Origin of the sequence: uncultured Microbacterium sp. (assembly GCF_963524805.1) — a bacterium.
Classification (GTDB): domain Bacteria; phylum Actinomycetota; class Actinomycetes; order Actinomycetales; family Microbacteriaceae; genus Microbacterium.
The window spans coordinates 62,595-85,032 of the sequence record NZ_CAURGG010000007.1; the positions used below are offsets into that span (position 1 = coordinate 62,595).

The following is a 22,438-nucleotide window of genomic DNA, read 5'->3' on the forward strand; positions in this document are numbered from 1 at the left end:
AAACCAACCCGCTCTCGCTATTGGATCCGCGCGGTCGCGCACCTCCACACGCCGGCGGATGGTAACCCACGTGCCCCGACGCTGCCAGCGCCTGGCGTCCCCCGGGGGGTTGTGGTCCAGTCGATGTCGACTCATCGCGCAAGGAGGAGGTCGGATGCTCACCGTTTCAGTCGTCGTGCCGTCGCGGGACGACGCGGACCTGCTCGGGCGCTGTCTCGCCGCTCTGGCACAGCAGACGCGGCGAGCCGACGAGGTCATCGTGGTCGACAACGGGTCGACCGATGCGACGGCCGTCGTCGCACGCGCGGCGGGGGCGCGGGTGGTCGCGGAGCCTGAGCTCGGCGTGCTCGCCGCGAGCGCTGCCGGCTACGACGCCGCGCGCTCGGATGTGCTCGCGCGGCTGGATGCCGACTGCATTCCCGGACCCGAGTGGCTCGAGCGGGTCACGTCGGCGTTCGCCGCGGATCCGCGGCTCGCGGCGGTGACAGGGGGTGCCCGCCTCGTGGACGGCCCGCGTCGGCTGCGCCGCGTGCTGCCGGCCCTGTATCTGGGCGCGTACTACATCGTGCTGACGGTCACTCTGGGCCACGTCCCGCTCTTCGGCTCCAATATGGCCATCCGGCGCGACGCCTGGGTGGGCGTCTCAGGGCGAGTGCATCGTCACGACGACCTGGTGCACGACGACCTGGATCTCGCGTTCCACCTCGGCGAGGGGCGTCGCATCCGCTACGTCGCGAATCTGCCGATGGGCATCTCGGCACGGCCCTTCGGCGAGGGGCGGGCATTCCTGACCCGCATCCGCCGGGGCTTCCACACGGTGTTCATCCACTGGCCGGCGCAGTTTCCGCCGCTGCGCTGGACGGCTCTGGCCGCCACGCCCCGGCAGGAGTGGAGCACGGACAGCCCCGTCGTCGTGGCGTCGGAGTAGCGGAATCAAGCCAGCGGGCGGTCGTGGATCGCCGTGCTGAGGCTCGTCCCGTTGAGGTCGAGATACAGCTGGCGCTCCGTCACCGAGACCGTCATGCTGTTGCGGCGCTCGAGCGCGGCGACTGCGGAGTCGATGAAGCCCGGATCGAAGCTGTGCAGCGTGATCGTCTCCACCGCGTGGATGCGCTTGCCCGCCCACGCCGCCATCAGCTTCTCGGGATCGCGGTGGGTGTACACGGTGGTGCGGTCTGCCAGCTTGCTGCCGTAGTGCAGTCGGTCGGCATCCGGAGCACCGACCTCGATCCACGCGGTGAGCCGGCCGGTGAGATCGCGCACGAGCACGGCGGGCTCGTCGGTCGAAGAGATGCCCTCGCTGAAGACGATGCCCTCCTCGTACTCCAGGCAGTACGCGAGCACACGGGTCAGCAGGAACGCCGCCGTTTCGGAAGGGTGCCGGGCGACGCGGACGGCGAGCTCTTCGTAGACACCGCGGTCGACGTCGGCGAGCTGCACCGTGAAGGTGTGCATCGTCGCGCCGAGGGCCATAGGGCTCAAGCCTACGGGGGTATCCGCCCCTTTCCGCATCTGCGGCTGTAAGATCGCCATTATGACGCAGATTCGGGTCCGGGATGCCGCCGCCTACCTCGGCGTGAGCGACGACACCCTGCGCCGCTGGATCGACAACGGGGTTCTCACCAGCGCTCAGGACGAGTCCGGTCGCACGGTCGTCGACGGGCTGGAACTGGCTCGCCTGGCGCGCAGCAACTCCGTCCTGCCGGTGGACCCCTCGCGCATCGGACGCTCCGCCCGCAATCGATTCGTGGGTCTGGTCACCGAGGTCATCTCCGACACCGTGATGTCTCAGGTGGAGCTGCAGTGCGGGCCCCACCGCGTGGTGTCCCTCATGAGCACCGAGGCCGTGCGCGAACTGGGCCTGGAGCCCGGGTCGGTGGCGACCGCGGTGGTCAAGGCGACGACCGTACTCGTCGAGACCCCTGCGTCCCGGAGCTCCACGTGAGGCGCGCCGCCACCGGCGCACTGCTCGCGCTTCTGGCGCTCACCGGCTGCGCTGCCGGCGGCGCGGGCGCGGTCAGCGGCGACGAGCCCCCGAAGGGCACGATCACCGTCTTCGCGGCCGCCTCCCTGCGCGCCGCGTTCGCAGAGATCGCGGAGCAGTTCGAGGCCGTCAATCCCGGCACGACCGTGCAGCTGAACTACGGCGGCTCGGCGGATCTGGCGACTCAGATCATCGAGGGAGCACCGGCCGACGTCTTCGCGTCGGCCGACGAGAAGAACATGGCGAAGGTCGTGGGCGAGGGCCTGGTCGAGGGCGAGAGCGTGGACTTCGCCACCAACACGCTCGAGATCGCCGTCCCTCCGGACAACCCGGCCGGCATCCAGACCCTCACCGATCTCGCCGCCCCCGGAGTGGCCGTCGTGGTCTGCGCACCGGAGGTGCCGTGCGGTGCGGCGATTGTCGCCGCCGCCCAGGCGGGCGGGGTGACCCTGACGCCGGTCAGCGAGGAGTCGTCGGTCACAGACGTTCTCGGCAAGGTGACCTCCGGCCAGGCGGATGCCGGACTGGTCTACGTCACAGACGTGAAGGCGGCGGGCCCAGCGGTCCAGGGCGTCCCGTTCCCCGAGTCCACCGCGGCGGTCACCACCTACCCCGTCGCTGCTCTGACGGGCGCGGGAGCGCCGGAGACCGCGGCCGCGTTCGTGGCTTTCGTGACGGGCGATGCCGGCCGCGCCGTCCTCGACGCCGCCGGCTTCGGCGCGCCGTAGCCGACATGGCCCGCTCATCGTCCTTCTCCGGCGTGCCCCGCTGGGTGATCGGCGTGGCCGCCATCGGGGCGCTGTTCGTGCTCCTGCCGATCATGGCGATGCTGACGCGCGTCGACTGGGCCGAGTTCGTGCCGCTCATCACGTCGGAGTCTTCGCTGGCGGCACTGTGGCTGAGCCTTCGCACATCGATCGCCGCGACCATGCTGTGCATCGTGTTCGGCATCCCGATGGCGCTGGTCCTCGCGCGAACGCGCTTTCGCGGTCAGCGACTCCTGCGGGCACTGGTCCTGCTGCCACTCGTCCTGCCGCCCGTGGTCGGCGGGATCGCGCTGCTGACCACGTTCGGCCGCCGCGGGCTTCTGGGATCGAGCCTGGAGGTGCTCGGCATCGACATCGCGTTCTCCACGACCGCGGTCGTGATAGCGCAGACCTTCGTCGCCCTTCCGTTCCTGGTGCTGAGCCTCGAGGGCGCGCTGCGCAGCGTCGGCACGCGGTTCGAGGCCATCGGCGCGACGCTCGGCGCCCGTCCCACGACCGTGCTGCGACGCATCACCCTTCCGCTGGTGCTGCCGGCCCTGATCTCCGGCGCCGTGCTGTCCTTCGCGCGGGCACTGGGCGAGTTCGGCGCCACTCTGACTTTCGCGGGCAGCCTGCAGGGGACGACGCGTACCCTGCCGCTGGAGATCTACCTGCAGCGGGAGGTCGACCCCGACGCGGCTGTCGCGCTGTCTCTCGTGCTCATCGTGGTGGCGGTCATCGTGGTCGCTCTCGCCCACCGCGCCGGCAGTTCGTCCGCTCTCGCCCGGAGCGCGCCATGACTCTGACCTTCTCGGCCGAGGTCGCAGCCCGCGATTTCTCGGTGGACCTGCGGCTGGAGACCGGCGAGACCGTCGCGGTGCTGGGCCCCAACGGCTCGGGCAAGTCGACGCTGCTGAACATCATCGCCGGACTCGTCCGTCCCGACGCCGGCCACGCGGAGCTCGACGGCACGACGCTGTTCGACCTGCAGGATGGCCGCCGCGTCTGGACTCCCCCGCACGCGCGCGGGGTGTCGACACTCGCGCAGAGCGCGGACCTGTTCCCCCACCTCAGCGTGCTCGAGAACGTCGCGTTCGGAACGCGCAGCAAGGGCGTGCGCAGGTCGCGCGCGCACCAGGTGGCGCGCCACTGGCTGGACGAAGTGGATGCCGCCCCGCTGGCGTCCCGGCGACCGACGGAGCTCTCGGGAGGTCAGGCACAGCGCATCGCGGTGGCGCGCGCGCTCGCCTCGGATCCGAGGCTTCTCCTGCTGGATGAACCCCTCACCGCCTTGGACGTCGCGAGCGCCCCCGCGATCCGCCGCACCCTGCTGCGCGTGCTGAAGGATCGCACCGCGATCATCGTCACGCACGACATCCTCGATGCGCTGACCCTCGCCGACCGGGTGCTGGTCCTCTCGCACGGTCGCGTGGTCGAGCACGGCCCGACCCGCGCGACGCTGGAGCGTCCGCGCACGCGGTTCACCGCCGATCTGGCCGCGCTGAACCTGCTCACCGGCACCCGCACCGCGCACGGCATGACGACCGCGGCGGGGGATGAGATCGCGAGCACGGTGCACAGCGACGCGGCGGCGGGCGAGGCCGTGGCCGCGACCGTCCGGCCCTCGGCGGTGCGCATCTATCCGAACGCGCCGGACGGCGCCGATTTCAACCGGCTCACCGGGATCGTCCTGGACCTCGAGCCGCGCGGGGACATCATCCGCGTGCGATCCGAGACGATCTCGGCCGACCTCACTCCGGCCGAGGTCGCGGACGCGCAGATCACCGTCGGCACGCGTGTGCATTTCGGTTTCGCGTCGGACGCGGTGACGATCTATCCCTCGGCTTCGCGTAATGGAACCGGCGCAGCGGCGTCCTAAAGAGAGCAGGCACACCGCACGCGACCCGGAGGCAGCGCATGGGCACCTTCATCTACGACAGCACGTCCAATCACGTCGAGCTGGATGATCGGACTCTCGCGCATCTGCGCATCGTCGTGATGAACAAACTGCGGCGGTCGGAGCCGTTCATGTTCGAGGTGCTGATGCACGACGGCAGCGGTCACCGCAGCTTCTGGCTGCATCCGGGAGTGCCCCTGCAGTTCCAGTTCTTCACCAACCGTCCCGTCCACATCAACCGACTCTGGATTGAAGCACTCATGGAGTCGGCCAGCGGCCCGAACGGCCTGACCATCGTGCCCGAGCCCGACGAGTCCGCGGCATCCATCGCGCCCCCGAGCCCGGTGCGCTCGATGACTCCGCGCAGCGCCTGAGCCGAGGGTGCGGCGCGTCGATGCGGTCAGCGCGCGACCGGCAGGATCTCGGACAGCAGCACCTCGACGCGGCCCCTGATCTCATCGCGCACCCGGCGCACCGTGACGATGTCCTTGCCCGCGGGGTCTTCGAGCTCCCAGTCCTCGTAGCGCTTGCCGGGAAAGATCGGGCATGCGTCGCCGCAGCCCATCGTGATGACCACATCGGACTCTCGGACCGCCTCGGTGGTCAGAACCTTGGGGACGCTTCGGGCGATGTCGACCCCCTCCTCCGCCATCGCCTGGATCGCGATCGGATTGATCTGCTCCTTCGGCTCCGAGCCGGCCGAGAGCACCTCGACCCGACCGCCGGAGAGTTCGCGCATGTACCCGGCGGCCATCTGCGAGCGGCCGGCGTTGTGGACGCAGACGAAGAGTACGACAGGCCTCATGCCATCCCGTGCGGTATTCACGCAGCCGAGTCTACGAGCCATCGCCGTACGCAGAGAGCGAGAGAACGGCGGTGACGGATCGCGTGCGGGCAGGTAGCGTAATCGCATGCCGCTCGCCCGGGAGACCCCCTCATGACCCACCAGCCACCTTCGCCGGAGAAGACGATCGCCGAGATCGTGGAACGCCTGCAGAAGCGGTTTCCCGATCTGCCGGAGCCCACCATCGCGGATGCCGTCACCACGGCGTATGACGAGCTGCGCGATGCCCGCGTGAAGGATTTCGTCGAAGTCCTCGTCGAGAAGCAGGCCAAGAAGCACCTGAAGAGCCTCGCGGTCTGACCGCTCGGCTCAGCGGAGCACTCCTGCCTCGACCTGTCAAGGCCCGTCACGTTCGGACCCGACCGGATGAGAATCGTCTCATACGAACCCTCGCCAGGGATTCGGGGGCAGACATGTCGGAGACGCGCTCGAGCGGCGGCAGACGCAGCTCAGGACGCCCAGCGCGCTTCGCGCTGCGACGGACCATGGATCAGAACTGGGTCATCGTCGACGCTGATGCGCCCGAGTTGGCCGTCCGCCCGCTCGCGCACATCCGGGTGGATGAGGACGACATGGCGGAGGTGACCTGGACCGCGCCCCTGCCGCTCCCGGTGATCTTCGCCACCCCGCAGGACGCCGTGGAGAGCCTCGAGCGATGGGAACGCCCGCGGGAAGGCCCGACAAAGCCGATCCCGATCCCGGCCTTCCCGCCGCCGCGCCTCAGCTCAGCATCCGCTTGATCTCCGCCATCTTCGCCTCCGATTCGGCCAGCAGCCCGCGCAGGGTCTCGACGGATGCCTCGGAGAGCGGTGCGCCGACGGAATCCGCGGCTGCGGCATCCGGTGACTTCGGCGCGAGGAAGACCGTCGCCAGGTAGCCGGTGAACGTGCCGAAGATGCCGACGCCCACGACGATGATCGCCACGCCGCAGAGCCGTCCGAGTGAGGTCACCGGGTACTGATCGCCGTACCCGACCGTCGAGATCGTGACGATCGTGTACCAGAGGGCGTCCGACGCTGACGTGATGTTCGCGCCTTCGGCGTCCTGCTCGAGGGCGAGCATCGTCAGGCTGCCGAATTGCAGCACGAAGATGCCCATGAGCAGCAGGACGTACAGGGCGCTGCCCGCGCGGTCCTTGATGAGTGTCCGGGCGACCGTGCGGGGCCCGACATCGCGCAGCAGTCGGTAGACGCGGACGAGCCGGAAGATGCGAAGCACCTTCAGCTGGGCGAAGGGCAGGCTCGCCAGCAGGTCGGCCCAGCCGAAGTGCCTGAAGAAGTAGGCGGCCGCGGAGGGAGCCGTGAAGATCCGGTACGTGAAGTCGATCAGGAAGATCAGGCTGAACAGTGCATTCATCACCCCGAGCACGGTCTGCAGCGAGTTCTCCTGGAACACCAGTATCAGAACGAGATTGATGATCGAGAGGATCGACAGAATGCCGATGAAGATCTCGTATCCGGTGCTCTTCAGCTCGCTGCGGGGCTTCTTCGCAGTCTTCTTCTGGTCGGACACGGCGGTCCCCGCTTTCGGCGCGCCGCAGCTCGAGTCGTGTGCGGACACCCGAAGGCTATTGCGCGGGCCGCCTCGGGCGCTCACCCACCCCGGGTGAATCGTGCGGATGCCCGCTGTCAAGGTCTCGCCCGCGGTCGCCGCGCGCGAGTATCGTCGGCAACGGCCCGCCCGGGCCATTCCGATCCTCCCGGAGGTCCGCACATGAGCATCAACGACGACGACATCACCACGACCGGCGGCTCCGCCGGCGAAGGCCCCGCGGACGGCGGCGCGAACCCCGGCGGCCACGACGGCGGTGCCGACGGCTCCGCTGACGAGGGTCCCGCGGACGGCGGCGCGAACCCCGGCGGCCACGACGGCGGCGCTGACGGCTCCGCTTGACCGAGAGCGACGAGCGCGGGCCGAGTGATCGGCCCGCGCTGTTTCGGCTGACCGGGCTGTCGGCCGACGAGTTCGAACGCGAGCACTGGGGTGAACGACCGCTGCTTCGCCGCAGCCCCTCCGGCTTCGACGACCTGTTCAGCGCCGACGCCGTGGACGAACTCGTCGCGGAGCGGGCACTGCGGACGCCCTTCGTCCGCATGGCCGCCGAGGGCACGGTGCTCCCCCCGGCGAAGTTCACGTCCTCCGGCGGCTTCGGCGCCGAAGTCGGAGATCAGCTGGACTCGGCGAAGGTGCTCGAGCAGTTCGCCGGCGGCGCCACCCTGGTCCTGCAGGGACTGCACCGCACCTGGGCGCCGATCGCCGCATTCACCCGCCGGCTCATCGACGACCTGGGGCACCCCGCGCAGGTCAACGCCTACATCACCCCCGCCTCCTCACGAGGTTTCGATCCGCACTACGACACGCACGACGTCTTCGTGATCCAGATCGCCGGTGCCAAGCACTGGAGGATCCACGAGCCGGTGCACCGGCATCCCCTCGCCGACCAGCCGTGGACCGACCACCGCGACTCCGTCGCCGCGCGCGCCCGCGAGGAGCCGACGATCGACGCGACGTTCGAGACGGGCGATGTCCTGTATCTGCCGCGCGGCTGGATCCACTCCGCCGAGGCGCTCGGCGGCACATCCATCCATCTGACGATCGGGGTGCGCGCGGCGACGAGGCAGGACATCCTCACACAGCTCCTCGCCCGCGGCGGGGACGACGAGCGACTCCGGCGGCCGCTGCCGCTGGGCGCGGGCGAAGGGCGCAGGCTGGATGCCGATATCGCCGCCACGATCGCTGCCGCCTCCGAGCTGATGGATGCCGCACGCGACGATCACACCATCGAGCACGCGCTGCACGACGCATTCTCCCGCGCCGTGCGACCTCCGCCCGTGCGACCCCTCGCGACCGTGCAGCTGACGTCCGAGATCGCTCCCGACATGACCTTCCGCTGGCGAAGCGGCCTGCGCGCGCGGATCGAAGACGATGGTCCGCGGGTCCGGATCGTTCTGGAGGACAAGGCCGTGTCGCTGCCGGTGGAGGCGTCCGAAGCGGTGCACGCCCTGCGAAGCGGCACCCTCGCGGCCGGCGCTCTGCCGGGGTTGGATGCCGACTCCGCGCTGGTCGTCGTGCGCAGACTGCTGCGCGAGGGGATCGTGGTACCCGGATGAGCGGGTCGCCGTGAGTGCCACGGCACTGCCGGCGACCGGTGGCCCGGCCGGTGGGTGGGCGCCGTGCAGCGATCGGTCGCTCGAGCGGAACGACCCGCTCGCGGGAACCGGCGGCTACGGCGCGCGATGGCTGCTGGTCGAGATCGATGGCGCGTGGGGAATGCATGCGTTCTTCCAGTCCGCGCTCGACCCGGGGCTCGGACGGGCTCTGGTCGCCAGGGCCGAAGCCGCCGGCATCCGCCCCGTCGCGATCCGGCGCTTCGGCCGCCGCGCCGATGAGCGCCGGGCTCGCCCGCGCTGGCGGTGGGCGATCGTGGACGCGCGTCCCGGACGCGAGGCGGTCCGGTGGGGAGAGGCCACGGATCCCGCCGAGCTGCTCACCGTCCCGCTCGACGGCGCCGCCGGCGGTCCCTCCGACCGCCCGGTCCTGCTCGTCTGCACGCATGCCCGTCATGATCAGTGCTGCGCCGTGCGCGGGCGTCCCGTCGCGCAACGGCTCGCCCGCGCCTTTCCGGAGGAGACGTGGGAGAGCTCGCACCTGGGCGGCGACCGCTTCGCGGCGACCATGATCCTGCTGCCGCACGGCCTGTACTACGGCCGGGTCAGCGCGACGGATGCGGTGACGGTGGTGGAGCGCTATCTGCACGGCGAGGTCGTCGACGAACTGTTCCGCGGGCGCAGCTCCGTCACGAACGTGGTGCAGGCCGCCCAGTCCTTCGCACGCCGCCGATACGGAGATGCACGCATCCAGGCCTACCCACCGCTGCACGAGCGGCGGGAGGACGATGGCACCTGGACGGTCGAGCTGGGCACACACGAGGGCGTGATGCGGGTGGTCCTGCGCGAGATGCGATCTGCGCCGCTGCTGAGCACGTGCGGCGCAACGCGTCCGGCATCCGTTCGCGAGTTCGCGCTCGTCTCGATCGGCGAGCGTCGCTCTCAGCTGCCGGACTGATCGCTCTCCGCCGCGTCGGTCGGATCAGGGTCGGGGTTGGGCGCGGGGTCGACGAGCGGTCCACCGATGACGCCGATTCCGACAGCTTCGTGACTCGGCTCGGGCTCAGCCGGCTCGGGGGCCTTCGGCTCGTTGCCGGGGTCCTTCTCGGTGCTCGGCTCTTCGAGCTCTTCGGTCGACGGGGTCTCGTTGCTCTCGTGCTCGCGCGGTGCCTGGGAATCGCTCGTCATCGGAATGCCTCCATCGGTGATCGGTCTTCCAGCATCCGCTCGGCTCGCACGCGAGGGAAGGGCTTGACGTGCGGCGTCACGAGGGTGAGACAAAGGGACCGGAGTCTCGCTCACTCGGGTGCGATCTCGCGCGGCTCGCGCACCTCGCCGATCGTCAGCACGTCGTCGATCGCGTCCAGAGCGGCGTCGAGATCGCCGAAGCGCCCGGGCGCCGAGATGGCGCCGCGCAGCCAGACGACTTCGACGTCGTCCTCATGCTCTTCGATGAACGCGACCACGTGGCGCGCGTCCTCCTCGGGCACGGAGACATCGCTGACGCGCCATGCCTCCTCGCCCACGGAGGTGGCTTCCAGGTGACCTCGTTCGGTTCTCATCGACATCGCAGCTCAACTCCTCGCGGACGCGGTACTCGCGTCGAGCGGAGATGGTCCTCCGAGGCTCCGTCTGCCCCCCTGCGGGCCTCGGAGGACCTGTCTCGACGCCGGTCGAGCGGGCGCGAGACGGCACACCGAACATGACGGATGCCGCGGCCGGAAGACCGGATGTCCTCCGGTGCCGGGCGGTCGATCTGCATGGTCGGGGCGCTTTTCTTCACAATGCGAGTGCCTCAGCGGCAGCGGCCCCAACCGTTGCCACGGACTTTGTGGACGTCAACGAGTCTCGTCACCGCGTGCCCGACCCGCGCGGGGCTTGACAGCACAGCGCCCCCGGGGTTATCCGGGGGCGCTGGGCAGAACGTGGGCTACGCGTTGTCCGAGTCGGCCTTGCGGCTGCCCGCCTCCAGCACGTCGCCGGCCGGAAGCTCCTGGTGTCCGCCGAACTGCAGGCGCATGGCCGAGAGGAGCTGGTTGGCGTAGTGGTCTTCGCCGCGTGAAGCGAAGCGCTCGAAGAGGGATGCCGCGAGCACCGGCACCGGCACGCCGGTGTCGACCGCCGCCTTGATCGTCCACCGCCCCTCACCCGAATCCGAGACCCGGCCGGCCAGGCCGTCGAGCGTCGGGTTGGCCACGAGTGCCGCCGCCGTCAGGTCCAGCAGCCACGACGAGATCACGGACCCGCGCCGCCACAGCTCGGCCACCTTCGGGGTGTTGATCGTGAACTGATAGAACTCCGGCTCTTCCAGCGGTGCGATCTCCGCCGAATGCTCCGCCTCGCGGATGCCGGCATCCGCGTTCTCGAGGATGTTCAGCCCCTCCGCGAGCGCAGCCATGATGCCGTACTCGATGCCGTTGTGAACCATCTTCACGTAGTGCCCGGCGCCCGACGGCCCGCAGTGCAGGTATCCCTGCTCCTCCGGTGCGTAATCGCCTTCGCGGCCGGGCGTTCGGGGGATCTCGCCCTTGCCCGGCGCGACCGTCCGCAGGATCGGCTCGATGATCTGCACTGCCTCGTCGGGACCGCCCACCATCAGGCAGTATCCGCGTTCGAGGCCGAAGACTCCGCCGCTGGTGCCCACGTCGACGTAGTGGATGCCGCGCTCCTTGAGCCGGGCCGCTCGGCGGACGTCATCGCGGTAGTTCGAGTTTCCGCCGTCGATGATGATGTCGCCGGGTTCGAGCACGTCGGCGACCTGATCGACCACCTTGCCGGTGATTCCGGCGGGGATCATGAGCCAGACGACGCGAGGGGATTCGAGGTTGGCCGCGAACTCCGCCACGTCGCCGATGCCGACGGCACCCTCGGCGGCGAGCGCGGCGACCGCCTCCGCGCTGACGTCGAAGACCACGGCCTCATGACCGTCGCGCATCAGGCGCCGTACGAGGTTCGCTCCCATTCGGCCGAGGCCGACCATTCCGAGTCGCATGCTCTTCTCCCTCGCCGTCGCTGACGGCATCTGCTGACGGGTGATCCGTTCGCTGTATTCTCCGCTTTCCGCAGCCTTCGTGTTGAAATCGACCCGGCAGTTGCCCGCGGACATCCCCGTGCTGTAGTGCGGCGGCGTTGTAACGACTGTTACAGTGATTGCATGACGCCTGATACATCGCCCGGCTGGTTGCTCGTCATCCCCCGCGTGCCCGCCGAGCCGTCTCGCCATCGCGTCGCCGTCTGGCGAGAGCTGCGGCGGGTCGGAGCCGTGCCCGCGGCATCCGGCGCCTGGACGATTCCCGACCTGCCGGCCTTCACCGAATCGCTCACGGTGGTGCGCTCGCTCGCCGAAGCCGGAGGCGGATCGGTCGCCGTGCTGGCGGCGACCTCGTACGGCGAGGACGACGTCGCGGTGCTGCGCGACGCGTTCACCGCGGCACGCGTGGACGAGTGGAACGAGTTCGTCGCGGACTGCGGGAAGTTCGACGCCGAGATCGACCGGGAGGTGCAGAAGCAGAAGTTCACGTTCGGCGAGCTCGAGGAGGAGGAGCAGAGCCTCGAGCGCCTCCGCCGCTGGTACCGCGACCTGCTGCGACGCAACGTCTTCGAGCTCGACATCGCCGCCGAAGCCGCCGCCCGGCTCGAAAGAGCCACGGCCGCGCTCGCCGCCTACTCCGAGCGGGTGTTCGCGGCGAACCTCCCCGGCACCATCCACGGCTGAAAGACGCCATGCCGGACGGGATGCTGCTCCTGGTCGCCTGCGTCGGCGCACTGGCGGTCATCTGGGTCGCCCTGGTTCTCGTGCTCTGGCGGCAGCAACGGCACCTGGGCCACTCGGTCGACTGGCGCGAGACGGCTCGCCTTGTCCCCGATGTCGTGCGGCTGGTCCGAGCACTGGTGGCCGACCCGACCGTCCCGCGCGCCACGCGCTGGTGGCTGATCGGACTCCTCGCCTACCTGCTCCTCCCCTTCGACCTCATCCCGGACTTCATCCCCGTGCTCGGCTTCGCCGACGACGCCATCGCCATCGTCATCGCCCTGCGATTCGCGATCAGGCACGCCGGCGTCGAGGCGGTCACCCGGCACTGGACCGGCTCCGAGCAGGGGCTCGACAGCCTGCTGCTGCTCACGGGTCCGAAGGCGCAGCCGCAAGCTGGTCTTCGAGATGGAAGACCTCGGTGAGCGGGGCGGCCGCCTGATCGGGCCGACCCTGAAGCCCGACGAAGAAGCGCTGCATCTGCGCCTCCCACCGCGCGGCGATCGGCGAGGCCGCGAGATACGCGCGCGCCGCCTCATCGTCATCGGTCTCGTAGTAGCCGATCAGCATTCCGCCTGACCCCAGGTAGAGGGAGTAGTTGCGCCGGCCGGAGGCGGCGATCTCGGCGAGCATCTCCGGCCACACCGGAGTGTGGCGCTGGATGTACTCGTCGAGCAGCGCGGGTGCGACCTGGAGCTGGAAGCACACGCGGGTGGGCGTGGTCATCGGTATTCCCTTCGTGCCGGTCGACGGTTCTGAGCGCGACAGCGCGCCCGGTTCGGTGGAATCGGGCGCGCTGTCGTGGTCCATCGGCCTAGAAGTCGAAGTCGCCGATGTTCTCCGCGTCGAACACGTACGGGTCGCCCAGCAGAACGGTCGCGTCCGCCCCCACGTCGAACGAGCCGAGCTTGCCCGCTTCGAACGAATCGCCTTCGGCACCGGTGATCTCACCGGTGATCAGGGCCTGCGCGGCGTACGCGGCCAGGTAGCCGAGGTCAGCCGGGTTCCACAGCGCGAACGCGGTGACGGTGCCGTCCTCGACGTACTCGCGCATCTGGTTCGGGGTGCCGAGGCCGGTCAGTGCGACCTTGCCCTTGTACTCCGAGGTGGAGAGGTAGCGCGCCGCGGCCGAGATGCCGACCGTGGTGGGCGAGACGATGCCCTTGAGCTCCGGGTAGGTCTGCAGCAGCGCGGCGGTCTTGTCGAACGAGGTCTGGTCGTCGTCGTCGCCGTAGACGACCTCGACGAGCTCGATGTCGGGGTGATCCGACGCGAGCAGCTCCTTCATCGTCTCGATCCAGGCGTTCTGGTTGGTCGCGTTGGCGGATGCCGACAGCACGGCGATCTGGCCGGCGTCGCCGATCTGCTCCGCGATCAGGTCGACCTGGATCTTGGCGATGCCCTCGGCGGTGGCCTGGTTGATGAACAGGTCGCGGCAGTCGGGGTTCGTGTCCGAGTCGAACGTGACGACCTTGACGCCGGCATCCCGAGCCTCATTGAGGGCGTCGCAGATGGCCTCCGGGTCGTTCGCCGAGACGATGAGTCCGCCGGCGCCCTGCTGGGCCGCCGTCTGGATGTACTGCACCTGCGAGGTGGGCGAGGCTTCGCTCGGGCCGACCTCCTCGAACGTGCCGCCGAACTCGTCGGTGGCCTCCTGGGCGCCGCCGGTCGAGGTGTCGAAGTACGGGTTGCCGAGGTTCTTGGGCAGCATGGTGATGGACAGGTTCGCGTCGCCGCTGTCTCCGCCCTCACTCGCGGAGCCGCCGCCGGAGCCGGAGCACCCGGTCGCGACGAGCGCGACGCCCACGGCGATCGCCGCTGCCGAGAGCGCCAGGCGCCCCCTTCGCTGAATTCCGAACATCATTGTTTCCTTCCTTGGTGCACGAGGTGTGCGGGGTATGCGGTGCAGGGTGGTGCGTGCGGGGCGATGCGGTCAGGATCCGTCGGATGACGTCCCGGCTCTGCCCTTCTTCTTGCCGACGGCCGCGGAGCGACGTGCTTGCAGCCAGGCGAGGAAGCTTGCCGAGACCACCGAGAGGATGAGCAGCACTCCGGTGATGACGTTGATGATGTCGCTGGTCACGCCGGCAAGGCGCAGCGCGCTGCCGAGGGTGCCGATGAGCAGGACGCCGGCGATGACGCCGTGCAGCGCGCCCCGGCCGCCGAAGATCGATACGCCGCCCAGCAGCACGGCGGCGATGACCTGCAGCTCCATGCCCATCGCGTTGTCGCCGCGCGCGTTGCTGTACAGCAGCGTGAAGTACACACCGGCGAAGCCCGAGACCGCGCCGCTGAGGACGAAGAGGATGAACTTGGTGCGGCCCACATCGATGCCGGAGAACTGCGCGGCCTCCTTGTTGAGGCCGATCGCGTACAGCGACCGCCCGAAGGGGGTGAAGTGCAGCAGGACGGCAAACACGATCGCGAGGATCACGAAGGGAATCGTGATCACCGGGATGGGCGTCCCCGGGATGTTGGCCTTCGCGAGGTCCGTCCAGAACTCGGGGAAGTCGGTGATGGCCGTGGTGCCCAGCAGCCCGACCGCGATGCCGCGGAACAGTGCGAGCGTGCCGATCGTCACGGCGAGCGAGGGCAACCCGACCACCGTCACCAGGAACCCGTTGACGACGCCGCACAGCACTCCGACGAGGATCGCGGTCACCGCGGCCAGAGGGAACGGCCATCCGGCGTTGGTGAGGATGCCGGTGGTCACGCTCGACAGGCCGACGATGCTCGCCACCGACAGGTCGATCTCCTCGGTGATGATGATCAGGGTCATCGGAAGCGCGATGAGCAGGATGGGCGCGACGTCGCGCAGCAGGTACGTCACCGTCAGCGGGCTGTCGAAGTTCCGGACCGTGAGCGATGCGACCGCGATCACGAGGATCAGCAGGGCGATGATCGCGGTCTCGCGGGTGAGCAGGTAGCGGCGCCACGCGGGACGCGCGTGCAGCTTGTAGACGCGCGCCGGAGCGCTCGTCGCAGTGGCGGCGGTCATCGGTCCACCTCCCGTTGAGCGATGAGTCGTCGATGCTGGCGCACCGCGAGGACGCGGTCCAGCACGATCGAGCCGATGATGAGCGCGCCGACCACGGCGCGCTGCCAGAAGTCGTCGATGCCGAGGATCGGCAGAGCGCGGTTGATGGTCAGCAGCAGGAAGGCGCCGATCGCGGCACCCCAGACCGTGCCGACGCCGCCCGAGATCGCCACCCCGCCGATCACGGCCGCGCCGATCGCCTGGAGCTCCCAGCCGAATCCGGCCGCCGAGCTGACCGTGCCGTAACGGGCGGCGTAGAGCACGCCGGCGAGCCCGGCGAGCGCTCCGCTGACGACGAAGGCGCCGATGACGCGGCGGGTCACCCGCAGCCCGTAGAGGTGAGCCGCGGCGGGGTCGGAGCCGATCGCGTACAGCTCTCGACCCGAACGGAGGTTGCGCAGGTACCACGCGGCCGCGATCAGAACCACGGCGGCGATGATCGTGAGGATCGGGATGCCGAGTATCCGGTCCGTTCCCAGGGCACGGAAGTCCTTAGGTAGGTCCGACGCGTTGATGCGGTTGCCGCCGGCCCACGCGACGTTGATGCCGCGGTAGATGTAGAGCGTGCCCAGTGTGATCACCAGCGCCGGCACCCGCGCGAAGGCCACCAGCGCACCGTTGATCAGACCCAGGAATCCGCCCAGCAGGACTCCCCCGATGAAGACGCCGATCAGCGGGATGCCCGGGATGTCGATGAACATGCGACCGGTCAGATACGCGGTGAGCCCCACGATGGAGCCGACCGAGAGGTCGACGTTGCGCGTGATGATCACGATCGCCGAGCCGATGGCGACCAGGAGCAGGAGCGACGGCGTGAGCAGCAGGTCGCGGAATCCGTCGCCGGAGAACAGGAAGGACGGGTTCGCGAGCGTCGCCGCCACGATCACCAGCAGGAGGGCGATCAGGATGCCGGTCTCGCGCGCCGTGGCGATCCGGCGTACCAGCGCGGTGGCCGAGCTCGATCCCGGGGCCACGGGGCGCACGTCGAGGGCGGTCACTTCGCCACCTCGGCATCGGCGGTGGCCGCGAACATCACGGCTTCCGGTGTGGCCTCTGCGCGGGCGAACTCGCCCGTGAGGCGGCCTTCCCGCATGACGAGGACGCGATCGGCCATTCCCAGCACCTCCGGCAGCTCGGACGAGATCATGAGGATCGCCAGGCCCTGCTGGGCGAGTTCGCTGAGCAGGCGGTGCACCTCGGCCTTGGTTCCCACGTCGATGCCGCGGGTCGGCTCGTCGACGATCAGCACGGTCGGCTCCGTCGCGAGCCACTTTCCCAGCACCACCTTCTGCTGGTTTCCGCCGCTCAGAGTGCCGGTCTCGGCATCCAGCGCGGCGGTCTTGACCTCGAGCCGGCTCGCCCACTCCTGAGCGGCGCGGTTCTCGGCACCGCCCCACAGGAGGCCCCACCGCGCGAGCTTCTGGCGGATCGCCAGGGTGACGTTGCGGCTGACGCTCTCGTCGAGCACCAGGCCCTGCTTGCGGCGGTCTTCGGGAACGAGCGCGAGGCCGCGAGAGGTCGCGGCGCGGGGATTGCCCTTCGGCAGCGACCTGCCGTGCAGCTGGACGCTTCCGCTCTCATACGGGTCGACGCCGAAGATCGCGCGAGCCACCTCGCTGCGACCGGCACCGACCAGACCGGCCAGACCCACGATCTCGCCGGCGCGAAGCGAGAAGGAGATGTCGCGGAAGACCCCGGCGCGGGTGAGACCGGCGACCTCGAGCACGACATCGCCGACCTGCGAGGGCAGCTTGGGGAAGAGGTCGGTCACATCGCGTCCGACCATCTGCCGGACGAGCTCGTCGACGCTGGTCTCGGCGATCGGCGTCGTGTCGACGTACGATCCGTCGCGCATGACCGTGACCGTGTCGCAGAGCGCGAAGACCTCGTCGAACCGGTGCGAGATGAACAGCAGCGCACGTCCCTCGTCGCGCAGGCTCCGGGCGACGGCGAACAGCCGCTCCACCTCCACGCCGGACAGCGCCGCGGTGGGCTCGTCCATGATCAGCACCTTCGCATCCAGCGAGATGGCCTTGGCGATCTCGATGATCTGCTGGTCGGCGATCGAGAGGCCCTCGGTGATCCGCTCCGGGTCGAGCGCGACCCCGAGGCGGGTGAAGATCTGCGTCGCCTCATCGCGCATCGCGCGACGGTCGATGCGCCCCAGGCGGTTGGTGGGCTGCCGGCCCATGAAGATGTTCTCGGTGACCGACAGGTCGGGGAAGAGCGTGGGCTCCTGGTAGATGACGGCGATGCCCGCGGCCTTGGACTGCGCGGTGCTCGAGAAGTCGACCGGCTCGCCGTCGAGCAGGAACTCGCCGGAGTCCCGGCGGTACAGGCCCGCGATGACCTTCACGAGAGTCGACTTGCCCGCTCCGTTCTCGCCGATCAGCGCGTGGATCGAGCCTCTGTCCAGCGTGAGGCTGCCGGAGCGGAGCGCCACAACGGGCCCGAAGGACTTGACCACCCGGCGCAGTTCGAGTGCGTGCGCGGTGGTCGGAGCTTCGGCGTCGGCATCTGCCACGGCGGCCTCCTCGTCGAGGGTGAAAAGTTCCTGAATCGATTCAGGTTGATTTCAGATACTCTATGGAGACCGAGTGAAGCGGTCAAGTCTCCGAGGAACCTTGACCGAATCGTGACCGATGAAGGGCGGACGCCAGTGCCGGCGAGTATCCGAGATGTCGCGCAGCGCGCCGGCGTCTCCGTGGGCACCGTGTCGAACGTCCTGAACCGGCCCGAAGAGGTCTCAGCCGAATCCGTCGAACGCGTCGGCCGCGCCATCGAGGAGCTCGGGTACGTGCGCAACGACGCGGCGCGCAAGCTGCGCGCCGGAACCAGCTCGACGGTGGGCTTCGTGGTGCTCGACGGGCAGAACCCGTTCTACAACGACGTGGTGCGCGGCGCCGAGGACGAGGGCACCCGGCACAACATCGCCATCCTCTACGGCAACACCGACGAAGATCATGCGCGCGAGAAGGTGTACCTCGACCTGTTCGAGGAGCAGCAGGTGCGTGGCGTGCTGATCGCACCGTACGGCGACATCACCGCGCGTCTGCAGCGCCTGCGCGCCCGGGGCATCGCCGCGGTGCTCGTGGACCGCTTCAGCGGAGACGGCCGGTTCTCGTCGGTCTCGGTCGACAGCGTGATGGGCGGACGCATGGCCGTCGAGCACCTCATCGAGACCGGCCGCCGGCGCATCGCCTTCGTCGGCGGACCCTTCGACATCCGGCAGGTGAACGACCGGCTCGCCGGCGCGCGCGTGGCCGCTGAGAACGCCGCACGGCCGGTCGAGATCGAGGTGATCGCCACGGGCGCGATGACCGTCGAAGAGGGTGCCGCGGCGGGGGCCCGCATCCTCGCCCGCCCGCGTCGGGACTGGCCCGACGCGCTCTTCGCGGCGAACGACCTGATCGCGCTGGGACTGCTGCAGTCGCTCATCGTGGAGGGACGGATGCTGGTTCCCCACGAGATCGCGATCATCGGCTTCGACGACATCGCCTTCGCCGCAGCGGCGGCCGTCCCCCTCTCGTCGATGCGTCAGCCCAGCCGCATGATCGGGCGCACCGCGCTGCGGATCCTGCTCGAGGAGGCCGCGGACCCCGACAGCATCGCGCGGCAGACGGTCTTCCTCCCCGAACTGATCGTCCGCCGGTCGACATCCGGCTGAGTCCCCGCGCCTACGAGCCGGCGCCGCCGGCGATCTCGGCGAGCGCGTCCAGTGCCGCGGCCGACGGAGCGAAGAAAACGGTCCCCGTCGTCGCGGTCGAGAAGTCCAGCAGTCCGTCGTGCAGTCCCGGAGGGTCGCCCAGGAACATGCGCTGCAGCATCCGCTCGATGACCCACAGGTGACGCGCGTAGCCGATGAAGTACGTGCCGAACTCGGCCGACGCAGGGCTGCCGAACGGCATGTTGTCGCGCAGGATGTCGTGCTCGCCCTGGTCATCGACGATCGTCGCGAGGGTCTTGTGCGATTTCTGTCCCTCGTCGGCGTCGTCCAGCTCGATGTTGTCCGACTTCGTGCGCCCCATCACCGCTTCCTGCTGCTCGGTCGTGAGGGCCCGCCATGCGGCGAGCGGATGCAGATACTTCTGCACCACGACGTAGGAGCCCCCCGCGGCATCCGGATCCTCGTCGGCGACCAGCGTGGACTCGGCCAGCGCCTGCCCGACCGGATTCGCGGTTCCGTCCACGAAGCCGAGCAGGTCGCGGACGTCGAACGAGCGGAATCCGACGGTCTCATCCACGACGGTGACCGCGTCGCCGAAGACATCCAGCAGCTGGCGTTCGAGCTCGAAACACAGGTCGCGCCGGTCTGCCCTGATGTGCAGCAGGATGTCGCCTGTTGTGGCGGGTGCGGTGTGCACCGCGCCGACCACCGGCTGGAAGGAGCGCAGCTCCGACGGTTTGGGCGTTCGCATCACGCCCTCCCACACCGCATCGCCGATCGCCACCGTGCACGACAGGGAAGCGCCGAGGTCGCGGAAGGCGACGTTCTTCAGCACGTCCGGCACCCGGGAAACCGCGTCGCGTGCGGCCGCGAGCGCCTCGGGCGTATCCACGACGGCCAGCACCAGGAACACCGCCGATACGGTGAGCGGCGCGTCGACGCTCTGGGGCTCGATCGGGACTCGCCGCGCGGGGGTGGACATGCTCATGCGGGGTGCCTCTCGGGTCCGGTCGGGAGCCGCTCCTGGCGGCGCATCACCACGGCGGCGGTGACCGTCGCGAAGATGACCAGTGCGACGAAGATCAGCAGCACTGTCGTCGCAGGCGCGAACATCAGCGCGACGCCGACGGCCAGGGCCGGCAGAGCCAGTCCCGCATAGGCGATCAGGAAGACGAGTGCGAGCGTCTCGCCCCTCCGCTGCGGATCGGCCAGCCTTGTCGCCGTGGCGATGGCTCCTTTGAACAGGATGCCGACCCCCATGCCGGCGATCACCCCACCGGCCAGGAAGATCGCCAGCTGAAGGGTCACGGCGCCCACCGCGACGGCGGTCAGTCCCAAGAAGCAGCCTGTCGCCGCGATTGCGAGCTGGGTGCGCGTGGAGAGGGGGCCGAACACGAGCTGCGCCAGGGCGGCGGCGCCGAACACGGCGAAGGTCGTCGCCCCGGCCAGCAGGTGGTCTCCCTCGTGGAAGGACAGGACCAGGAACGTGGGCGCGAGCGAAGTGAACAGACCGAGGACCGCGAAGCCCGCGAAGGCTCCGAAAGCCGCGGCAGTGAACGCCGGGCCGCCGCCGCGCGGGGCGGAGAGCCGCTGCGGCCGGTAGTGCACGGGCTGAATGGGCGGATCGACAGTCTCCGGCACGCACATGACGACGACGGCCGCGACGAGCAGGACGACGAGGAACACCGCGTGCGGCAGCACGAGCGGGTCGGGCAGGAACTCGGCGAACAGACCGCCGATCAGCGGTCCGAGCGCCAGCCCGCCGAGGTTCGAGGCGCCGGCGACCGATGCGGCGACGATGTGGTTCTCATCGGGCTTGGCCACGGAGCGCAGCTCGCCGAGGTGGGCGGTGGCGGTGGCGGCGAGGGTGCCGATGCTCACGCCGTTGACGAGCCTCGCCGTCACGAGTCCCACCGGGTCCGCCCACATCAGGAACAGGACGGCCGACAGGGCCGAGACGAGCACCGCGATCACCAGCATCCGCCGCCTGCCGAACCAGTCGCTGACGTGACCGAGCAGGTAGAGGCTGATGATGACGCCGACGGCGTACGCCGCGAAGATCACCGTGATCATCCACACCGCGAAGCCGTCGCGCTCCTCGTACAGCGGGTACAGCGGGGTCGGCACCGTGGAGTAGGCCATCACGAGGACGAACGTGGTCGCAACGATCCAGAAGCCCGCGCCATGGGGTGCCTGCGGGCGCTGCCACCCACGAGGACGGGTGGCGGCCCGGCGGTCCGGGTGTGATGCACTCATCGACACTTCCCCTCGGGCCGATCGTGCCGCGGCGTGTGTCCAACCTATTCGACCGCGCGCACCTGCGCCTTCGACGGATGTCGAGGCGCATCACCCGTCGGGTGTCGTTGCCGTCAGCGCCCCCGAGGCCGAGCGGCGCGGCATCCGCGTCCTCGGCATCGGAGCCGGCAGACGCATCTCGGCGTCAGCAGGATCAGATCATGTCGGTGTTGTCGTACTCGCTCTCGACCCAGCGTTCCTCGGGCTGCGCCGACGCGGGACGAGTGATCGCCCGCATCCGCTCCCTGAGGTCCTCCACGACCTCGCTGTTGTCGGGCGGGACCACGTCGGAGTGCGTCGACTCGACGACCAGACTCGTGCTGGAATTGAGGAGGATACCCACCTCCGCGGTCGAGCCGTCCGGTCCGATCGCCCTCAGCGTCACGGTGTCCGCACCGTCCGAGTCTCCGACCAGGCGCGCGTACTCCAGCAGGGTGTCAGCAAGGTCGTCCCCCATCAGAAGGGACTTGTCTCCGAGACTCACGTGCTTCATGCCAGCACGGTAGGCCGCACCGGGAGCGTCCCGACACGGTCTTGACAATCCGGTGATCGTCGGAAACTCGCTCGGCCGCGACTACGCGATCGCGGGCTCGCGCTTGATGTTCGACAGGTTGTCGAGATCGGCCTCGAGGTCAGCGGCGAGGTCGAGAGTCAGACCGGCGGACGAATTCGCCTGCGCCGCCAGGTCGCGCAGCTGTGCGCCGTTCAGCTGCGCGGTCTCCTTCTCGTCGAAGACGAAGCGAAGGGGGATCGACGGCTGCAACCAGATGGTGCTGCGTGCGCCGGGAGTGTCGTCCACGTGCCGCCAGTTCAACGTGAAGCTCTCGTTGCGTCGCAGCTTCACGGTCGCCACGGCCTTGAGGTAGGCCAGCTGCTCGTCGGGGATCATGATCGGTTCGGCGGAGTTGCCGTAGTAGAGCTGGCCCATGATGGCTCGTTTCTCTATTGGGGGGAGGTGTTGCGCCACGTCAGCGACCGAGTGGAGATCGACGACACGGCGCGCAGGGGGACGAAGCTGCTTCGGCGAACGGGAGAGGGCCGGAGGAGTGCGAGAAGACGACGGACCATGTCTGCCTTCTTCCTCATCGATACCGGGCGAGCACCGTGCCG

Annotated in this window: 29 protein-coding genes; 14 read left to right on the forward strand and 15 right to left on the reverse strand. The window is 69.4% G+C overall.

Annotated features, from left to right (window positions below):
- Positions 1-154 precede the first annotated feature (154 nt).
- The gene (locus tag RWQ91_RS13155) at positions 155-928 is read left to right on the forward strand and encodes a glycosyltransferase family 2 protein (protein WP_314506790.1); all 774 of its coding nucleotides are present in this window, start codon (positions 155-157) and stop codon (positions 926-928) included.
- Between the two features lie 5 nt (positions 929-933).
- Here the strand turns inward: RWQ91_RS13155 and RWQ91_RS13160 are convergent, their stop codons facing one another.
- Entirely contained in the window at positions 934-1,473 is a 540-nt protein-coding gene (locus tag RWQ91_RS13160; protein WP_314506793.1) for a YaeQ family protein, read from the reverse strand.
- Positions 1,474-1,534: 61 nt separating this feature from the next.
- Here RWQ91_RS13160 and RWQ91_RS13165 point away from each other — a divergent pair, with 61 nt between their 5' ends.
- From RWQ91_RS13165 to RWQ91_RS13185, 5 genes are read left to right on the forward strand one after another with little or no spacing between them, the layout of a single operon-like run.
- Entirely contained in the window at positions 1,535-1,945 is a 411-nt protein-coding gene (locus RWQ91_RS13165) for a TOBE domain-containing protein (RefSeq protein ID WP_314506794.1), read from the forward strand.
- Complete coding sequence (modA, locus tag RWQ91_RS13170) at positions 1,942-2,712, forward strand: molybdate ABC transporter substrate-binding protein (RefSeq protein WP_314506797.1); 771 nt, start codon at positions 1,942-1,944, stop codon at positions 2,710-2,712. Before RWQ91_RS13165 ends, modA begins: the two co-directional genes overlap by 4 nt.
- 5 nt (positions 2,713-2,717) lie before the next feature.
- Positions 2,718-3,530, forward strand: a complete 813-nt coding sequence (locus RWQ91_RS13175; RefSeq protein WP_314506799.1) for an ABC transporter permease — start codon at positions 2,718-2,720, stop codon at positions 3,528-3,530.
- Positions 3,527-4,609, forward strand: a complete 1,083-nt coding sequence (locus RWQ91_RS13180) for an ABC transporter ATP-binding protein (RefSeq protein WP_314506801.1) — start codon at positions 3,527-3,529, stop codon at positions 4,607-4,609. The genes RWQ91_RS13175 and RWQ91_RS13180 overlap by 4 nt, the downstream gene beginning before the upstream one ends.
- A gap of 38 nt (positions 4,610-4,647) precedes the next feature.
- Complete coding sequence (locus tag RWQ91_RS13185; protein ID WP_314506804.1) at positions 4,648-5,001, forward strand: ATP-dependent DNA ligase; 354 nt, start codon at positions 4,648-4,650, stop codon at positions 4,999-5,001.
- A 26-nt stretch (positions 5,002-5,027) separates the two neighbouring features.
- On the opposite strand, the gene RWQ91_RS13190 is transcribed toward RWQ91_RS13185, so the two are convergent.
- A complete protein-coding gene (locus tag RWQ91_RS13190; protein WP_314507032.1) occupies positions 5,028-5,432 on the reverse strand; it encodes an arsenate reductase ArsC in 405 nt (134 codons plus the stop codon).
- 132 nt (positions 5,433-5,564) lie between these two features.
- Here RWQ91_RS13190 and RWQ91_RS13195 point away from each other — a divergent pair, with 132 nt between their 5' ends.
- Both RWQ91_RS13195 and RWQ91_RS13200 read left to right on the forward strand, forming a co-directional pair.
- On the forward strand, positions 5,565-5,771 hold the full coding sequence (locus tag RWQ91_RS13195) for a three-helix bundle dimerization domain-containing protein (RefSeq protein ID WP_314506806.1): 207 nt from the start codon (positions 5,565-5,567) through the stop codon (positions 5,769-5,771).
- Positions 5,772-5,884: 113 nt separating this feature from the next.
- Positions 5,885-6,211 carry a hypothetical protein gene (locus RWQ91_RS13200; protein WP_314506808.1) on the forward strand — a complete coding sequence of 109 codons (327 nt, stop codon included), beginning with the start codon at positions 5,885-5,887 and terminating at the stop codon, positions 6,209-6,211.
- On the opposite strand, the gene RWQ91_RS13205 is transcribed toward RWQ91_RS13200, so the two are convergent.
- Entirely contained in the window at positions 6,192-6,983 is a 792-nt protein-coding gene (locus RWQ91_RS13205; protein WP_314506810.1) for an ion transporter, read from the reverse strand. The genes RWQ91_RS13200 and RWQ91_RS13205 overlap by 20 nt on opposite strands.
- Positions 6,984-7,184: 201 nt before the next feature.
- On the opposite strand from RWQ91_RS13205, the gene RWQ91_RS13210 reads away from it, so the two are divergent.
- The 3 genes from RWQ91_RS13210 to RWQ91_RS13220 are packed head-to-tail and all read left to right on the forward strand — an operon-like array spanning position 7,185 to position 9,536.
- The gene (locus RWQ91_RS13210) at positions 7,185-7,364 is read left to right on the forward strand and encodes a hypothetical protein (RefSeq protein ID WP_314506813.1); all 180 of its coding nucleotides are present in this window, start codon (positions 7,185-7,187) and stop codon (positions 7,362-7,364) included.
- Complete coding sequence (locus tag RWQ91_RS13215; protein WP_314506816.1) at positions 7,361-8,581, forward strand: JmjC domain-containing protein; 1,221 nt, start codon at positions 7,361-7,363, stop codon at positions 8,579-8,581. Before RWQ91_RS13210 ends, RWQ91_RS13215 begins: the two co-directional genes overlap by 4 nt.
- A gap of 10 nt (positions 8,582-8,591) precedes the next feature.
- On the forward strand, positions 8,592-9,536 hold the full coding sequence (locus tag RWQ91_RS13220; protein ID WP_314506820.1) for a sucrase ferredoxin: 945 nt from the start codon (positions 8,592-8,594) through the stop codon (positions 9,534-9,536).
- Here RWQ91_RS13220 and RWQ91_RS13225 read toward each other — a convergent pair.
- The 3 genes from RWQ91_RS13225 to gnd all read right to left on the reverse strand — a co-directional run bounded on the left by RWQ91_RS13225 (position 9,521) and on the right by gnd (position 11,684).
- The gene (locus tag RWQ91_RS13225; RefSeq protein ID WP_314506823.1) at positions 9,521-9,766 is read right to left on the reverse strand and encodes a hypothetical protein; all 246 of its coding nucleotides are present in this window, start codon (positions 9,764-9,766) and stop codon (positions 9,521-9,523) included. The two genes, RWQ91_RS13220 and RWQ91_RS13225, sit on opposite strands and share 16 nt — an antisense overlap.
- A 110-nt stretch (positions 9,767-9,876) precedes the next feature.
- A complete protein-coding gene (locus tag RWQ91_RS13230; RefSeq protein WP_314506826.1) occupies positions 9,877-10,140 on the reverse strand; it encodes a hypothetical protein in 264 nt (87 codons plus the stop codon).
- A gap of 368 nt (positions 10,141-10,508) precedes the next feature.
- Positions 10,509-11,684, reverse strand: coding sequence for a phosphogluconate dehydrogenase (NAD(+)-dependent, decarboxylating) (gene gnd, locus RWQ91_RS13235; RefSeq protein ID WP_314506828.1), 1,176 nt, complete (start codon positions 11,682-11,684; stop codon positions 10,509-10,511).
- A gap of 48 nt (positions 11,685-11,732) precedes the next feature.
- Here gnd and RWQ91_RS13240 point away from each other — a divergent pair, with 48 nt between their 5' ends.
- Together RWQ91_RS13240 and RWQ91_RS13245 are read left to right on the forward strand one after the other, a co-directional pair.
- Entirely contained in the window at positions 11,733-12,293 is a 561-nt protein-coding gene (locus RWQ91_RS13240; RefSeq protein WP_314506831.1) for a Chromate resistance protein ChrB, read from the forward strand.
- 8 nt (positions 12,294-12,301) lie between these two features.
- Positions 12,302-12,754 (forward strand): DUF1232 domain-containing protein, encoded by a 453-nt coding sequence (locus RWQ91_RS13245; protein ID WP_314506832.1) that lies wholly within the window; start codon positions 12,302-12,304, stop codon positions 12,752-12,754.
- Here the strand turns inward: RWQ91_RS13245 and RWQ91_RS13250 are convergent.
- The 5 genes from RWQ91_RS13250 to RWQ91_RS13270 form a co-directional block, all read right to left on the reverse strand.
- Positions 12,699-13,055 carry an L-rhamnose mutarotase gene (locus RWQ91_RS13250; RefSeq protein ID WP_314506833.1) on the reverse strand — a complete coding sequence of 119 codons (357 nt, stop codon included), beginning with the start codon at positions 13,053-13,055 and terminating at the stop codon, positions 12,699-12,701. The two genes, RWQ91_RS13245 and RWQ91_RS13250, sit on opposite strands and share 56 nt — an antisense overlap.
- 88 nt (positions 13,056-13,143) lie before the next feature.
- Positions 13,144-14,190: a rhamnose ABC transporter substrate-binding protein gene (gene rhaS, locus RWQ91_RS13255; RefSeq protein ID WP_314507034.1), complete on the reverse strand. Its 1,047-nt coding sequence runs from the start codon at positions 14,188-14,190 to the stop codon at positions 13,144-13,146.
- 72 nt (positions 14,191-14,262) lie between these two features.
- The gene (locus RWQ91_RS13260) at positions 14,263-15,327 is read right to left on the reverse strand and encodes an ABC transporter permease (protein WP_314506835.1); all 1,065 of its coding nucleotides are present in this window, start codon (positions 15,325-15,327) and stop codon (positions 14,263-14,265) included.
- Positions 15,324-16,364, reverse strand: a complete 1,041-nt coding sequence (locus RWQ91_RS13265) for an ABC transporter permease (protein ID WP_314506838.1) — start codon at positions 16,362-16,364, stop codon at positions 15,324-15,326. Before RWQ91_RS13265 ends, RWQ91_RS13260 begins: the two co-directional genes overlap by 4 nt.
- Positions 16,361-17,890, reverse strand: a complete 1,530-nt coding sequence (locus RWQ91_RS13270) for a sugar ABC transporter ATP-binding protein (RefSeq protein WP_314506840.1) — start codon at positions 17,888-17,890, stop codon at positions 16,361-16,363. The genes RWQ91_RS13265 and RWQ91_RS13270 overlap by 4 nt, the downstream gene beginning before the upstream one ends.
- Positions 17,891-18,025: 135 nt before the next feature.
- On the opposite strand from RWQ91_RS13270, the gene RWQ91_RS13275 reads away from it, so the two are divergent.
- On the forward strand, positions 18,026-19,033 hold the full coding sequence (locus RWQ91_RS13275; protein WP_314506842.1) for a LacI family DNA-binding transcriptional regulator: 1,008 nt from the start codon (positions 18,026-18,028) through the stop codon (positions 19,031-19,033).
- A 10-nt stretch (positions 19,034-19,043) separates the two neighbouring features.
- Here the strand turns inward: RWQ91_RS13275 and RWQ91_RS13280 are convergent, their stop codons facing one another.
- From RWQ91_RS13280 to RWQ91_RS13295, 4 genes are all read right to left on the reverse strand, one after another.
- Positions 19,044-20,021: a Dyp-type peroxidase gene (locus tag RWQ91_RS13280; RefSeq protein ID WP_314506845.1), complete on the reverse strand. Its 978-nt coding sequence runs from the start codon at positions 20,019-20,021 to the stop codon at positions 19,044-19,046.
- Positions 20,018-21,289 carry an MFS transporter gene (locus RWQ91_RS13285; RefSeq protein WP_314506846.1) on the reverse strand — a complete coding sequence of 424 codons (1,272 nt, stop codon included), beginning with the start codon at positions 21,287-21,289 and terminating at the stop codon, positions 20,018-20,020. The genes RWQ91_RS13280 and RWQ91_RS13285 overlap by 4 nt, the downstream gene beginning before the upstream one ends.
- Before the next feature lie 193 nt (positions 21,290-21,482).
- Entirely contained in the window at positions 21,483-21,821 is a 339-nt protein-coding gene (locus RWQ91_RS13290) for a hypothetical protein (protein WP_314506849.1), read from the reverse strand.
- A gap of 81 nt (positions 21,822-21,902) precedes the next feature.
- Complete coding sequence (locus RWQ91_RS13295) at positions 21,903-22,256, reverse strand: hypothetical protein (RefSeq protein ID WP_314506851.1); 354 nt, start codon at positions 22,254-22,256, stop codon at positions 21,903-21,905.
- Between the last annotated feature and the right edge of the window lie 182 nt (positions 22,257-22,438).